This window comes from Aurantimonas marianensis, from assembly GCF_024195285.1.
Classification (GTDB): domain Bacteria; phylum Pseudomonadota; class Alphaproteobacteria; order Rhizobiales; family Rhizobiaceae; genus Aurantimonas; species Aurantimonas marianensis.
Window position 1 is genome coordinate 1 of the sequence record NZ_JALHBS010000098.1, and the last position, 13,905, is coordinate 13,905.

A 13,905-nucleotide genomic window follows, 5' to 3' on the forward strand; every position below is an offset into this window, starting at 1 on the left:
ATGCGGCTTTCGAGGTCGGAAAGATCGTCGCGCGGCGCATGCACTTGAACGTTGCGGACTTCGGCGCGCTTCAGCCGGTCATGGATCGGCGCGAGCCGCTGGCGATCTGAATCATAGGCATGAATCTGGCCGGTGTTTTCCATGTTCGCGGCCAGCGCCAGCGACTTGCCGCCCGCTCCGGCGCAGAAGTCCAGCACCTGCTGGCCGGGCCGCGCGCCGGCCAGCAGCGAGACGACCTGCGAGCCCTCGTCCTGGATCTCGAACCAGCCCTTCTGGAAGGCCGCCTCAACCTGGACGTTGGGATGACGGCCGGCGCCATCGACCGGCGCGATCCGCAGGCCATGCGGACTTATGGGTGACGGTTCGGCGGCAAAGGGCGCCAGCGCCTTCGCCAGTTTCTCGCGATCGACCTTCAGCGTGTTGACCCGCATGTCGAGCGGCGGGCGCGCGCTGAGGGCGGCGGCCTCGTCGGTCCAGCCCTCCCCGAACGCCTGTTCGAAATGGGCAGCCAGCCAATCCGGCACGTCGGCGCGCACGGCGCCGGGCGCGGTCGACAGGTCACGGGTGCGAAACGCCGCGAAAGCGTCGGCGGAGGGCATGTCGGGTGCGAAGCGGTCACCGTCGAGCCTCGTCGCCAACTCTTTCACGTCCATGTCCAATCCATCGAGGACCGCCCCAAAAACTAGCGCCGGGACGGAATCATCCTCCATCCGCCAGCCGAGCGAGCGCTTCTTGCGCAGGACATCGTAGACGATGTTGCCGATGGCGGCGCGGTCGCCTGAACCGGCGAAGCGATGGGAGAGGCCCCAATCCTTCAGGGCGTCGGCCACAGGCCGATGGCGCGCGGCAATGTCTTCGAGAATTTCAATCGCAGCGGCGATCCGACCACCTAGACGCATGGCGAACTCCTATGGTCGCGGCTTGGAAAAGTGAAGGGCCGGAATTGCTCCCGGCCCTTCATCATCGAGCAGCATCGAGCAGCCACTGCGCTGGACGATCATCTGGTTAGGCCGTTCGGCCGCGACTACTCGGCCGCGGCGCTGTGGCTGGTGCTGAGGCTCGCCTCGGCATCGTCACGCGGCTGCTCGGCGATTGCCTTGCGAACGCCGGCGCCGTAATCGGCATGCACCTTGTCGAAATGCGCCAGCTGGCGATCGACGATGAACTGCGGCACGCCCTGCATCGCGCCCGCGATGTTGGCGCACAAGCGCTCCCTCTGGCCCTTATCGAACAGCTCGAAGAGCGCGCGCGGCTGACTGTAATGATCGGCCTCGCCGCGGAAGTCGTAGCGCCCGACCTGGCCCGCGTAGCGGTGCGGCGGCTCCTCGACGCTCGGATCCTCCACCGGACCGCCGAAGCTGTTCGGCTCATAATAGGCGTCCGGGTTGGTACGCAGGCCAAACGGCATGGTACCGTCGCGATGGTAGTGCGCGACGGGGCACTTCGGCTTGTTGACTTCCAGCGCCTCGTAATGGGTGCCGATCCTGTAGCGGTGCGCGTCCGGATAGGAGAACAGGCGTCCCTGCAGCATCTTGTCCGGCGAGAAGCCGATGCCCGGCACGACATTCGACGGATTGAAGGCCGACTGCTCGATCTCGGAGAAGTAGTTCTCCGGATTGCGGTTCAGCTCCATCTCGCCGACCTTGATCAGCGGGTACATGCCGTGCGGCCAGACCTTGGTCAGATCGAAGGCGCTCCAGCCGGTCTTCTCCTCGAACTGAACCTCTTCACCCTCGGGCATGACCTGGATGAACATCGTCCATTTCGGGAAGTCGCCCGCCTCGATCATGCCGTAGAGCGCTTCCTGATAGCTTTCGCGCGACTTGGCGATGACCTTCTCGGCCTCCTCATTGACGAAATGGGCATGGCCCTGCTGGGTCTTGAAGTGGAACTTCACCCAGAAGCGCTCGCCCTGATCGTTCCACAGCGAGAAGGTATGGCTGCCATAACCGTTCATGCGGGTGGGGTCGGTCGGGATGCCACGGTCCGACATCAGGATGGTGACCTGATGCAGGGATTCCGGGCAGAGCGACCAGAAGTCCCACATGGCGGTCGCCGAGCGCAGGTTGGTGCGCGGGTGGCGCTTCTGCGTGTGGATGAAATCGGGGAACTTGTAGGGATCGCCAACGAAGAACACCGGGGTGTTGTTGCCGACCAGGTCCCAGTTGCCTTCCTCGGTGTAGAACTTCAGCGCGAAGCCGCGCACGTCGCGCTCGGCGTCTGCGGCGCCCTGTTCGCCGGCGACGGTGGAGAATCGCGCCAGCATCTCCGTCTTCGAGCCCGGCTTGAACACCTTGGCGCGGCTATACTTGGTCACGTCCTCGGTAACGGTCAGGGTGCCGTGGGCACCCCACCCCTTGGCGTGAACGACGCGCTCGGGGATGCGCTCGCGGTTCTGGTGGGCCAGCTTCTCGATCAGCTGGTAGTCCTCTAGAAGAACCGGACCGCGCGGTCCCACCGTCTTCGAGTTCTGGTTGCTGGACACAGGCGCGCCGGCAGTCGTCGTCAATCTCGTATTGTCAGCCATGCAACAGGCCTCCCTTCGCTCGATCAATTTCCAGGTTCTCCAGCCCATCATACCGGCACGCCTGATAATCTCCAATCGTATTTGCCATTCACCTCGATCAGTTTATCCTATCGAGATGATCACCCTCCGGCAGCTTCGCTATTTCCACGCGCTCAGTGAGACGCTCCACTTCGGCCAAGCGGCCAAGCGGCTCAATATCAGTCAGCCGGCGCTCTCGGCGCAGATCGCCCAGATGGAAGAATTCTTCGGCGGACCGCTGTTCCACCGTGCCGCCAGCGGCGTCTCGCTGACCAGCGACGGGTCGCTTATCGGCGAGCGCGTCCAGCGCATCCTTTCGGAAGTGAACGAACTCGAGAATCTCGCCAGCCTGGGCGATCAATTGCTCAGCCGGCGGCTTCGGCTCGGCATTATCCCTTCCGCGGCGCCCTATCTCCTGCCCAACATCCTACGCGAACTCGGCCGCGCATACCCGACGCTTGCATGCGAGATCCGCGAGAGCGTGACTGAAAGGCTGCTCGCCGACCTTACGGCGGGCCAGATAGATTGCGCCATCGTGGCGCTGCCGGTCGAAGGGTCCGACCTGGAAACCATCGCGCTCTTCGACGATGCCTTCCATCTGGCCCTGCCCGTGGCCGAGGCCGACCGCCTGCCGAGTCCCGTGCCGCTGAAGATACTCCGGCAGGAGCGCCTGATCCTTCTGGAAGAAGGGCACTGCCTGCGCGCCCAGGCGCTCGAAATCTGCCGTACCGCCGATGCGGGAGACATGTCGGGACTCGCCGCGACCAGCCTGACGACGATCCTGCGCATGGTGTCCGGCGGGTTGGGCGCGACGCTGATCCCACAGATGGCGATCGCCGACGAGACCAGCGGCGGCGGCATCGCGATCCGGCCATTCGAGGCGCCAGCGCCATTCCGGACGATCGCCCTCGCCTTCCGTCCATCAACGGCCCGAAGGCGCGATTTCGACGCGCTGGCCGCGCTCATCGGCCGCAGCAGCGAGGACGAGGCCGTTCCCCGACGCCCAACCTCCGGTGCGCCGAGGCCAAGGACAACCCGACGTGGATAACGCGGAATGAGCAAAAGCCGGCGCCGGTCTTCCGCCCGCATTCCGCGCTCACGGGCTGAAATCGCTCGCACGCTTCACAAAGGGGTGACGGAACAGTGGAGCGCGCGGAAGGCTTACGATGCCGACGTGACCAGTTATCAACCGAGCGGGAGCCCGATCATGAGGCGTGAGAACCATAACGCACTGCCAATCTCGATCGCGTCGATGGCAACCTTTGTTTTCGCCGCCTCCGCCATCGCCCAGAGCTTCGACCTCAACACCGCTGGCGGACAGACAGTAACGGCGACGCCTGTCACGGAGTTCAACGAGCCGTGGGCAATGACATTTCTGCCCGGCGGCGACCTGCTCGTGACAGAAAAGCCCGGCAAGCTTTTCCTGGTGACCCAAGATGGCGAGAAGACCGAAATCCGCAGCGTTCCGGAGGTCGATTATGGCGGCCAGGGTGGTTTAGGCGACGTCATTTTGCATCCCGATCACGCCGATAACAAAATCATCTACCTCTCCTATGCGGAGGCCGGTGACGGCGACACGCGCGGCGCCGCCGTCGCCAGAGCGGTGCTGGAGCGCGGCACCGATGGCCCGTCGTTGCGCGATATCGACGTCATCTGGCGGCAGCAGCCGAAGGTGAGCGGCCGCGGCCATTACAGCCATCGCCTCGCCTTCGCGCCGGACGGAAAGCTGTTCATCACCTCCGGCGACCGTCAGAAGAAGACGCCCGCGCAGGACATGGACCAAAATCTCGGCAAGATCATCCGCCTCAACGACGACGGCTCCGTGCCGCAAGACAACCCCTTCCAGGACCAGGGCGATCTCGCGAAGACATTCTGGAGCGTTGGCCACCGCAACATGCTCGGGATCGCCTTCGATTCAAACGGCGCTCTTTGGCAGCACGAGATGGGTCCGCGCGGCGGCGACGAGATCAACCTGATCGAGCCCGGCCGGAACTACGGCTGGCCGGTCGTCTCCAACGGCGACAATTACGACGGCAGCGGCATCCCGGAGCACGACACGCGCCCGGATTTCGCCGCTCCAGAGGTCTATTGGAACCCGGTGATCTCTCCCTCGGGCCTGGTCATCTACGCGGGCGCCCTGTTCCCCGAATGGCAAGGCTCGGGCTTCATCGGCGGACTGTCGAGCCAGGCGCTGGTGCGCGTGGTTTTCGAAAAGCAGAACAATGGCGATCTCGCAACCGAGGCGGAGCGTTTCGACATGGGTGCGCGCATCCGCGAGGTCGAGCAGGGGCCGGACGGCGCCTTGTGGCTGCTTGAGGACCGGGCCGGCGGACGACTGCTCAAGCTGATGCCAAAGACCTCAGACTGACCACGTCCTCATCCGCCCAAGACGAGATGCACGGCGAGCGACAACCACAGAAGTCCGACGAGAACCAGCCCGGCCGCGAAGGCCGGAATACGCTGGCTCAGCTGATTGGAGCCGAGATGTATGTAGGCGTGGGCCAGCCTGGACAGCGTGAAGAGCCAAGCCAGCGAGACCGCGAGCCACCCGGCGCCCCCGGTTACGAATAGTGCCAGGCAGACCACGTGGAACAGCACCGGAAGCTCGTACTGGTGGCTGAGATTGCGCGCCGCCGCGGCGCTTTGTTCCGGCTCGCGAACCGGCGTCCTGAAATCCTCGAACCGCGCAGAGCGTTCCTTCACCGCAGCCTTTCGGCGGTTGAACAGGATCGGATAGACCGCAAAGGTCAGCCCCGCGTGAACGATCATTGGCCAGAAAATCGCCGTGCTTTCACTCATCCGGCGCGCCTCAGCCCCCAGCGCCCGGATAGTTCGGACTTTCGCGGGTAATCATGACATTGTGAGCGTGGCTTTCGCGAAAACCGGCACTGGAAATGCGCACGAACCGCGCCTCGCGCCGGAAAGTCTCCAGATCGCGCGCCCCCACATAGCCCATCGCCGCGCGCAGGCCGCCGGCCAGCTGATGCAGGACGGCGGCAACCTGGCCCTTGTAGGCGACCTGGCCCTCGATGCCCTCCGGCACGAGTTTCAACGTGTCCTGCACCGCGGCCTGGAAGTAGCGATCGGCGGAGCCGCGCGCCATCGCGCCGACCGAGCCCATGCCGCGATAGGCCTTGTAGGAGCGGCCCTGATGCAAATAGATCTCGCCGGGGCTTTCGTCGGTCCCGGCGAGCAAGGATCCGACCATCGCCGCCGAGGCACCGGCGGCAAGCGCCTTGGCGAGGTCGCCGGAAAATTTGATGCCGCCGTCGGCGATCACCGGGACGCCCGCCTTGTCCGCCTCTTCCGCGGCGCCCATGATCGCCGAGAACTGCGGCATGCCGACGCCCGCGACGATCCGCGTGGTGCAGATCGAGCCCGGCCCGATGCCGATCTTGATGCCATCCGCTCCCGCATCGATCAGCGCCTTGGTGCCGTCGGGCGTGGCGACGTTGCCGGCCAGTATCTGGACCTCGTTCGAGAGCCGCTTTACCCGCGCGACCGCATCCAGTACCCGCTGGGAGTGGCCATGAGCGGTGTCGATGACCAGGAGGTCGATGCCGGCATCGATCAGCCGCTCGGCCCGCTCGAAGCCGTCGTCGCCGACACTGGTCGCGGCCGCCGCCAGAAGACGCCCCTGCGCATCCTTCGAGGCGTCCGGGTTGAGCTGCGATTTCTCGATATCCTTGACCGTGATCAAGCCGATGCAATGATTGTCGCCATCGACGACGACGAGCTTCTCGATCCGGTGATGGTGGAGAATCCGCTTGGCCTCCTCCTGAGCGACGGTCTCTCGAACCGTCACGAGTTCGTCCTTGGTCATCAGTTCATGGATCGGCTGACGCTCGTCGGAGGCGAAGCGCACGTCCCGATTGGTGAGGATACCGACGAGCCGCCCCGTGGTCTGCCCGCCCTTGCCGCCGTTCTCGACCACCGGAATGCCGGAAATATGGTACCGCTGCATGAGCGCGCGGGCGTCGCCGAGCGTGGCATTCGGCCCGATCGTCACCGGATTGACAACCATCCCGCTCTCGAATTTCTTGACCTGGCGGACCGCCTCGGCCTGTTCGGTCGGGGTCAGGTTGCGATGGATCACACCGATGCCGCCAGCCTGCGCCATGGCGATCGCAAGACGGGCTTCGGTCACCGTGTCCATGGCGGCCGAAAGGATCGGAATGTTCAGCTTCAGCGTCCGGGTGATCGACGTACGAAGATCGACCTGCCCCGGCATCACCTCCGAATGGCCCGGCTGCAGCAGGACGTCATCGAAGGTGAGAGCGGTCATACCGGTTGCGGTTTCGATGATGCGGGCCATGCCAGTCCTCGTGGATGATTCGTCCGCCGGACAGCGAGTCGGGCGGGAAAAGGATTGGCACGGGCTGCTAGCACGACCACGTGACGTTTGAAAGGACACGGCCGCGATCGCGATGCGTCTTTGTCGCTTGCCCTTTGGGCTTACGCCCTGTTGTCTGCACCGATAAGATGAAGTCGGACGGACGGTTCATGCTTGATCAGCGCAAATCCCGGGCAATTTTTCTGTCGGCGCTTGTCCTGACTGGCTTCACGCTCGAAGCGCGAGCAGCCAGCTGCAAGTCCTATTCGACCTGCCGCGAAGCGGTCATCGCATGGTGCGCCGGACAGCACCCGCGCGCCGATGGAGACAATGACGGTATCCCCTGCGAGAACGTCTGCCGCTCACGCGCCGATGTCGTCGCCATCATGGCCGAGATCGGCTGCTCACGTTGACGATAACTCTCCTGCCTGTTCCGTTTTCCCGATCCACAGGCTAAGGGACGGCGTCCGCCGGCGGGGCAATCGACGAAGTGGATGCGCTCAGACCTGCGATCCGGCGGTTTCATCGTCACTTTCGGATGCCGCGGCCGGAAGGCGTTTGCCCTTGAAGCTCTTGGCCAGCAGATAGAGTTCGACCGAGCCCTCGCGCGAGGCCGGCGGCTTGACGTGATGGACGCTGACGAAATTCTGCTTCAGCAGGTTGAGAAGATCGCGCTCGGTCCCGCCCTGGAATGTCTTGGCGAGAAAATGTCCGCCCGGCTTGAGGGTACGAAGGGCGAAATCCGCCGCCACCTCGCACAGGTGCATGGTGCGCAAATGATCGGTCTGGCGGTGGCCGGTAGTGGGCGCCGCCAGATCGGACAGGACGATGTCGGGATCGCCGCCCAGCGTTTCGAGCAGACGGGCGGGGGCCGTATCGTCGAGAAAGTCCAGTTCGAGGATCGTCGCGCCGGGGACCGGTTCGACCACCAGATAGTCGATGCCGACGACGCGGATGTCGTCGCCGCTCGATCCGGTGCGTTCGACCGCGACCTGGCACCAGCCGCCCGGCGCCGCGCCGAGATCGACGATTCTCAGGCCGGGCTTCAGCAGCTTGTAGCGGTCGTCCATCTCGATCAGCTTGTAGGCCGCCCGCGAGCGATAGCCGTCGGCTTTCGCCCGGCGGACGTACGGGTCGTTGAGCTGACGTTCGAGCCAGCGCCGCGAGGACGCCTTCACCCCGCGCTTCTTCTTGACCTTGACCGTCAGGCTCCGGTCGTCGCCGCGTCCGCTCATCCGCCCGTCTTTCTCGTCGGTTCGTTCCGCCGCCAGACGCCGTCGGCGACCATCATCTCGGTCAACAGCCCTTCCCTCAGGCCGCGATCGGCCACCCGCAACGTCCGAGCCGGCCAGACCCGGCGAATCGCCTGCAGGATGGCGCAGCCGGCCAGCACCAGATCGGCACGATCGCTGCCGATACAAGGATTGGCGACCCGTTCGTCGAAGCTCCATCCGGCGATCCTGGCAACCAGTTCGTCGGCCTCGCGGTCGGCCAGCCACAGACCATCGACTTGGCGACGGTCGTAGCGTTCGAGATTGAGATGCACACCGGCCAGCGTGGTGACCGTTCCCGACGTGCCGAGCAGATGAAAGCGGTCACCGCCAACGACGGACCCGAGCCGGTCGCGCTCGGGGAAGCGATGGATCATCGCCACCGTCTCGACCACCATCTGCTCGAACAGCTCCGGCGTGATGTCGCGGCCGCCGTGACGTTCGGCCAGCGTCACCACACCGACCGGCAGCGAGGTCCATGCGACGATGCGGCTTGCCAGCCGGCGCGTGTAGCCGCCGCGAAGATCGAGCAGCGCGATCTCGGACGAGCCGCCGCCGATATCGAACAGAACGGCGCCCTTGGCCGAGCGATCGATCAGCGAGCCGCAACCGGAGACCGCCAGCCGCGCTTCGGTCTCGCGGGTGACGATCTCCAGCTCAAGTCCGGTTTGCCGCGCCACCTGCTCGATGAACTCGGCGCCGTTGGCGGCCTGACGGCAGGCTTCCGTGGCGATCAGACGCATGTTGCCGACATCGCGCGCGGCCAGTTTCTGCGCGCAGATGCCCAGGGCGGTGATCGCCCGGTCCATCGCGCCGCGCGACAGGCTGCCGGTGCGGCTGAGGCCTTCGCCGAGCCGCACGATGCGCGAGAACGCGTCGATAACCCGAAACTGGCCAGGCCGCGTCGGGATCGCGATGAGCAGACGGCAATTGTTGGTGCCGAGATCGAGCGCGGCGTAGGCGGGCGGGCGATGCGCGGAAGGCGCCGGTCGCACGGCACGGGCGGGCGCTGACCCGCCGGCCGAACAGCGACCGGGAGTCGCTTCGGCGCGGGCCAATGCGGCAGCGCCCCTCGCCCCATCCGACGCCGCCGCGACGGCATCCGGCGCTGCGGCAGCTGGCATTGCGGCGCGGCTTCGAGGGCGGCGCCGGCGGGGTTTTCGCGCCCCACGCAGTTCCGCCCGGCCAGCCGACCGATCGTCGTCTTTCGCCGTCTTGGCCGCGGCGTCGGGGAGCGCCGCGTTCTTGGCGGCCGTCTTGCGTCGCCGCCGGCGCTGCCGCTTGGTCAGGGACTGCCCGCCCTCGCCCGCCCCGTGCGGGGATGGCGCCGACGAGCCGGGATGAAAAACCCCGTTCAGTTCCGAAGACGGATGGTTTCCCCCACCGATGTCATGGTCACTCACACTGTCTCTCCGGCGCCGCCATCCTGCCGGACGTCATGGCGCCTTTGTTGGCTTATTCGCTGTCGAGTGTAGCAAGCCTTATGAACAGCACAAGGGCAGACACGGCGCCGGGCGTGTCGGTGGCCGGCTCGCCGATCGGCCCGGCCGGTCGATGGACTTGCGTTCCCGGTCAGCGGCAACCGCCGCGAAGGGCGTTTCGGTCCGGAGCCAGCGGGTCACGGAAAAATCGCGCTGGAGGGTTCACAGTCGCGCCGGCTGCGTCTATATGAGCTTTCATCCGCGGCGTCGGCAGGCGGCCGCCACGGTGGGGAATAGGTTAACGGTAGACCCACGGACTCTGACTCCGTTAGTCCTGGTTCGAATCCAGGTTCCCCAGCCATCTTGCTCTCGATCGTCGATTTGATTGCCAGATTCCCTTTCGCTGGGAATCCTTCCGCGGCCCATGCCGATCTGGTGCGTCAAACCGTGACACAGGACTGGAGCGCAAGCCCTCCCGTTCCTTGGCGGCAAGCAAGACAGGCAATGTCCCTACGACACCATGTTTTCCAACCGCGTCCCGCCGGGAAACGTCTGTTATTGGCGGCCGAGACTTCCGGCCGCCACCAGCAGCTGCGGCCGCAGGAAGCACCTTTCCCTCAGCCTGGAAATCACCGAGCATGCCCATGCCAAGTCATTGGCCATGCAGTTGAACGCGCGATTGGAAGGCATTCGGACGATGGTCATGACGCAAGCGCGGAGCGCCGAACTGCTTGCTATTCTGTTTCGTAAAGAACCGACAGGAAGAGCCCCGAGCCGGCCCCCTGATATGGCACATCCGGCCTCTTCTGCGCGTGAGCGGATTTCCGACAAGCATAGAAACTGATGGGCGAGCTATTCGATGATGCGGATGCTCGCGCTGGAGACGATGTCGCTGCCGCCAACCTCCTCGCAATGCGATTCGAAGGTGGAGTTGCCACTGAGATCGACGGTGTAGCCGACGATCTGGGTGCAACCGTCGCCGGTGCTCGAGTTGCCGCGATACTTCAGATCGCCCGCCGGTAGGTAAACGGCACCCTGCAGGATGGAGTCGGATGTACCGGTGACGGTGTGGGCGACGCCGATCTGGTCGCGTCCGCCGAAGAACAGGATGCCTGAAAACGGTCCGCTCGTCGGCGCCGACAGGTTCATCCGGGTATTGCCTCCCAGCTTCAACCCGGCGCCGTTAGTCAGGAAGAATGTCACGCCCGATCCGACGAGGCCGGCCGCCTCGGGATCGGCGCCGCCGCCGTTCACGGTGAAGTCGCCGCCCTCGATGATGTAGAGACCTGGCTGAAAGACGACGTCTCCCTTAATACTGAGGCCGTTGCAGAAGCGCATTGCGGCGACGCCACTGGGGTGGTTTTCGACCGGCGTCAGCGTGGTCGCGCTATTGGGCTTGCCGACGTTCTTGCTCTGGCATGTCCCCTGGACCACCGGCTCCGCGACCGCGGCATAGGGGTCGGCGACGGGCGCGGCATATTCCTTCGGCTGGTCGCAATCGGACAGATCGAGAGCTGCGGTGGTTACTGTCGCGCCCACCGCATAGATGCACCCGGTCGACAAGGTCGCCGAACCTTGCATCAGGAACGAATCCGATGCGTTGGAATTGGAAGCGACGTCGCAGCCGGTCAGGCTGAGCGATGTGGAGCCCGAAACCGTCACGGCTCCCGATGCGGACGGCGACAAGGCCAGAATGCAAGCCTTCGCCGTTTCGTTGATCCTGGCGACCGCCCGCGCGCCGATGTCGATGGGCTCGTTGCTGAAGATCGCCGAAAACAATCGCGGCTCGATCTGCGACAGCAGGACCTCGACCGTATCCGGATCGCCGGCATTTGGTCCGGTCGAGACCGGCGAATTCACGATGAAATCGCCGGACGCACCCGAGAAGCCGGTTTGGTTGGCGATATAAAGCGCGGCCGTGCGCATGCTGTCGGCGGTATCTCCGGAACGCTTGCGGACGGCGGCGGCGTGGACGGCCACATCGGCCGCGTGCTGCAATTCGCGTTGGGTCATGTACCAATAGCCGGTCTCGACGCCGAGGCCGATGCCGCCGATGACGACCGGAAACATGATGGCCGCGATCACCGACGTACTGCCGATCCGATCGCCGGCAAACCGATGCAATGCCTCGCCTGCAAGCCGGCGGACGCAGCCGAGGCGCGCGGTTCGGTGCGGCGCGGTCGCTGTGACGGCGTGGCGCCGGTTGCTATCGGTGGTGTGCGGAGCTTTTGGCATGGTCATTGCGCCTGCATGACCCGAATGATCGCCGGTGTGATGATGATGGCGAAAAGCACGGGAAGGAAGAACAGGATCATCGGTACGGTCAGCTTCGGCGGCAGCGCGGCGGCTCGCTTTTCGGCCTCGCTCATGCGCATGTCGCGGTTTTCCTGGGCCAGCACGCGCAGGGCCTGACCGACGGGTGTGCCGTAGCGCTCGGCCTGGATGAGGCTGGTCACGACGGCTTTCACCCCGTCGAGATCGGTTCGCAGACCGAGATTCTCGAATGCCTTGCGGCGATCCTGAAGATAGGAAAGCTCAGCCGTCGTCAGGTTCATCTCCTCCGCGAGCTCGACCGATTGCACACCGATCTCCTCGGATACCTTGCGGAATGCGCCCTCCACGCTCATGCCGGATTCCACGCAGATCAGCATCAGGTCGAGCGCCTCGGGCCAGGCGCGACGGATCGACATCTGCCGCTTGGTCGTCCGGTTTTTCAAAAGAATGATCGGGAGGTAATAGCCGAAATAGGCGGCGCCCAGACCGATGGCGATCTTGGGAAGCAGCGATGTCGCTTCGTTGAGGAACATGAGCATGTAAGCAAGGGCGGCGACGAACATGGCGAGGGGAGTGAGAAGGCGGGCAGCCAGGAAGCCGACCACCGGGCCTCGGCCGCGATAGCCGGCCCGCGACAGCATCCGGGCGATCTCGCCGTCGCCGACCTGCTCGGACAGGTTGAAGCGGTCGACGATGGCCTGATAGAACTTCTTGGGCGGCGCCCGCAGCAGCAGCGGGTCCTTGCGACCGGATAGACCGGAGCGTTCGCGCAGGCGAATGCGCTCTCTTTCCTCTCCCACCTGCCGCATCCGGTCGCCGAGCGTATCGCGGGCGAGATACGGCCAGCTCACCAACAGGATGGCGGAAAAGCTCGAAAACGCGGACAGAAGGGCGATGACGGGCTTCGGATCGGCCGGGATGAGTGAAAAGTCCATCATCGCCCTCAGAAATCGAAATTGATCATCTTGCGCATCACCATGATGCCGAACGCCATCCACACGGCGCTCCCTGCCAGGACGATGTTGCCAATGGTCTCCGTGAACAGCAGCGAGATGTAGTCGGGGGTGGTGACGTAGACGAGGCCGGCGACGATGACCGGCAGCGAACCGATAATGCCCCCTGAGGCCTTGGCTTCGGAACTCATCGCCTTGATCTTCGCCCGCATCTTCTTGCGCTCGCGCAGCACTTTGGAAAGATTGCCGAGCGCTTCGGCCAGGCTTCCGCCGCTGCGGGCCTGGATGCCGATCACGATGGCGAAGAAATTGGCCTCCGACAGCGGTACCCGTTCGGCGAGGCGCTGCACGGCCTCGTCCATCGGAATGCCGAGGGTCTGATCCTCGACGACCGTCTTGAATTCGCTGCGCACCGGCTCCTGTGCTTCCGTCGCGATGATCTTCATGCAATCGCTCAGCGGCAGGCCGGATTTGATGCCGCGTACGATGACGTCGACGGCCGACGTGAATTCGGCGGTGAAACGCTTGAAGCGGCGGTTGCGCCGAAAACCGACGAAGAGGTGCGGCAGAAACAGGCCGCCGGCGATCGCGAAACCGCTGGCCGCAAGCGGTTCGCCTCCCGCCGCCACCACGCCGAGGAAGGTCAGGACGGCAGCGGCAACGCACACCAGATAATAGGTTCGTTTCGACCAGCCGAGTTCGGCCTGCCGCAAACGCACGATCAAATGGGGCTTCGATCTGTTGCGCTTCGCCTGACTTTTCTGCTTTTCCTCGATCTCGCGCAGGGTTTCCTCGACGGACCGTTTGCGGCGGGCGTTCTCGGCGTCGCGGTTTGGCGCGGCTAACGCCGGACCGCTGGTGGCGATCATGGTGAAGCGGCTTTCGTAGGCGCGCCGCTTGGCGCCGCCGGGATAGACGAGGGAAAGAAGCAGGCCACCGCAGCAAAGCGCCGCGAGAGCGTAGGTCAAGGTGGTCGGGGTGAGGCCGTCATACAACATGATCACACGGCCACCGCGCTCTGCTCGGCGGCGTTGCTCGCGTCGAGCGCCGCCGCCAGGCGTCGCTCCTCGTTGTAGTAGCGCGCGCGCTCCCAGAACGCCGGCCGCCC

The 13,905-nt window shown here is 64.8% G+C and carries 12 protein-coding genes and 1 tRNA gene; 4 read left to right on the top strand and 9 right to left on the bottom strand.

Features of this window, described 5'->3' with window-relative positions; genetic code table 11:
• Positions 1-899 (bottom strand): RsmB/NOP family class I SAM-dependent RNA methyltransferase (locus MJ956_RS15385; RefSeq protein WP_253965324.1); only part of this gene is annotated, 899 nt, incomplete at its 3' end.
• 125 nt (positions 900-1,024) lie between these two features.
• Positions 1,025-2,527, bottom strand: coding sequence for a catalase (locus MJ956_RS15390; protein ID WP_253965325.1), 1,503 nt, complete (start codon positions 2,525-2,527; stop codon positions 1,025-1,027).
• A 115-nt stretch (positions 2,528-2,642) separates the two neighbouring features.
• Here MJ956_RS15390 and MJ956_RS15395 point away from each other — a divergent pair, with 115 nt between their 5' ends.
• Positions 2,643-3,593, top strand: coding sequence for a hydrogen peroxide-inducible genes activator (locus MJ956_RS15395; RefSeq protein ID WP_253965326.1), 951 nt, complete (start codon positions 2,643-2,645; stop codon positions 3,591-3,593).
• A 159-nt stretch (positions 3,594-3,752) separates the two neighbouring features.
• Positions 3,753-4,913: a PQQ-dependent sugar dehydrogenase gene (locus tag MJ956_RS15400; protein ID WP_253965327.1), complete on the top strand. Its 1,161-nt coding sequence runs from the start codon at positions 3,753-3,755 to the stop codon at positions 4,911-4,913.
• Between the two features lie 8 nt (positions 4,914-4,921).
• Here MJ956_RS15400 and MJ956_RS15405 read toward each other — a convergent pair whose 3' ends face one another.
• Positions 4,922-5,344, bottom strand: a complete 423-nt coding sequence (locus MJ956_RS15405; protein WP_253965328.1) for an MAPEG family protein — start codon at positions 5,342-5,344, stop codon at positions 4,922-4,924.
• 10 nt (positions 5,345-5,354) lie between these two features.
• Positions 5,355-6,860 (bottom strand): IMP dehydrogenase, encoded by a 1,506-nt coding sequence (gene guaB, locus MJ956_RS15410; protein WP_253965329.1) that lies wholly within the window; start codon positions 6,858-6,860, stop codon positions 5,355-5,357.
• Between the two features lie 188 nt (positions 6,861-7,048).
• Here guaB and MJ956_RS15415 point away from each other — a divergent pair, with 188 nt between their 5' ends.
• A complete protein-coding gene (locus MJ956_RS15415) occupies positions 7,049-7,291 on the top strand; it encodes an excalibur calcium-binding domain-containing protein (protein WP_253965330.1) in 243 nt (80 codons plus the stop codon).
• A gap of 87 nt (positions 7,292-7,378) precedes the next feature.
• Here the strand turns inward: MJ956_RS15415 and MJ956_RS15420 are convergent, their stop codons facing one another.
• Both MJ956_RS15420 and MJ956_RS15425 read right to left on the bottom strand, forming a co-directional pair.
• Positions 7,379-8,113 (bottom strand): RlmE family RNA methyltransferase, encoded by a 735-nt coding sequence (locus MJ956_RS15420; protein WP_253965331.1) that lies wholly within the window; start codon positions 8,111-8,113, stop codon positions 7,379-7,381.
• Positions 8,110-9,552 carry a Ppx/GppA phosphatase family protein gene (locus tag MJ956_RS15425; RefSeq protein WP_253965332.1) on the bottom strand — a complete coding sequence of 481 codons (1,443 nt, stop codon included), beginning with the start codon at positions 9,550-9,552 and terminating at the stop codon, positions 8,110-8,112. Before MJ956_RS15425 ends, MJ956_RS15420 begins: the two co-directional genes overlap by 4 nt.
• 305 nt (positions 9,553-9,857) lie before the next feature.
• Between MJ956_RS15425 and MJ956_RS15430 the strand changes: the two genes are divergently transcribed.
• Positions 9,858-9,931, top strand: a tRNA-Gln gene (locus MJ956_RS15430).
• 491 nt (positions 9,932-10,422) lie between these two features.
• Here MJ956_RS15430 and MJ956_RS15435 read toward each other — a convergent pair.
• Genes MJ956_RS15435 through MJ956_RS15445 form a run of 3 tightly spaced genes read right to left on the bottom strand, consistent with a single transcriptional unit; the run spans position 10,423 to position 13,795 of the window.
• Positions 10,423-11,805: a pilus assembly protein TadG-related protein gene (locus MJ956_RS15435; RefSeq protein ID WP_253965333.1), complete on the bottom strand. Its 1,383-nt coding sequence runs from the start codon at positions 11,803-11,805 to the stop codon at positions 10,423-10,425.
• 2 nt (positions 11,806-11,807) lie between these two features.
• Entirely contained in the window at positions 11,808-12,779 is a 972-nt protein-coding gene (locus MJ956_RS15440; protein WP_423724896.1) for a type II secretion system F family protein, read from the bottom strand.
• Positions 12,780-12,787: 8 nt separating this feature from the next.
• Positions 12,788-13,795 (bottom strand): type II secretion system F family protein, encoded by a 1,008-nt coding sequence (locus MJ956_RS15445; protein ID WP_253965335.1) that lies wholly within the window; start codon positions 13,793-13,795, stop codon positions 12,788-12,790.
• Positions 13,796-13,905 lie beyond the last annotated feature (110 nt).

What these genes read in the sequence shown, in the direction of transcription:
- MJ956_RS15420 (WP_253965331.1), bottom strand. Translation starts at nt 8,113, where the DNA reads ATGAGCGGACGCGGCGACGACCGGAGCCTGACGGTCAAGGTCAAGAAG.
- MJ956_RS15395 (WP_253965326.1), top strand. Translation starts at nt 2,643, where the DNA reads ATGATCACCCTCCGGCAGCTTCGCTATTTCCACGCGCTCAGTGAGACG.
- MJ956_RS15440 (WP_423724896.1), bottom strand. Translation starts at nt 12,779, where the DNA reads ATGGACTTTTCACTCATCCCGGCCGATCCGAAGCCCGTCATCGCCCTT.
- MJ956_RS15415 (WP_253965330.1), top strand. Translation starts at nt 7,049, where the DNA reads ATGCTTGATCAGCGCAAATCCCGGGCAATTTTTCTGTCGGCGCTTGTC.
- MJ956_RS15435 (WP_253965333.1), bottom strand. Translation starts at nt 11,805, where the DNA reads ATGCCAAAAGCTCCGCACACCACCGATAGCAACCGGCGCCACGCCGTC.
- MJ956_RS15400 (WP_253965327.1), top strand. Translation starts at nt 3,753, where the DNA reads ATGAGGCGTGAGAACCATAACGCACTGCCAATCTCGATCGCGTCGATG.
- MJ956_RS15390 (WP_253965325.1), bottom strand. Translation starts at nt 2,527, where the DNA reads ATGGCTGACAATACGAGATTGACGACGACTGCCGGCGCGCCTGTGTCC.
- MJ956_RS15405 (WP_253965328.1), bottom strand. Translation starts at nt 5,344, where the DNA reads ATGAGTGAAAGCACGGCGATTTTCTGGCCAATGATCGTTCACGCGGGG.
- guaB (WP_253965329.1), bottom strand. Translation starts at nt 6,860, where the DNA reads ATGGCCCGCATCATCGAAACCGCAACCGGTATGACCGCTCTCACCTTC.
- MJ956_RS15445 (WP_253965335.1), bottom strand. Translation starts at nt 13,795, where the DNA reads ATGTTGTATGACGGCCTCACCCCGACCACCTTGACCTACGCTCTCGCG.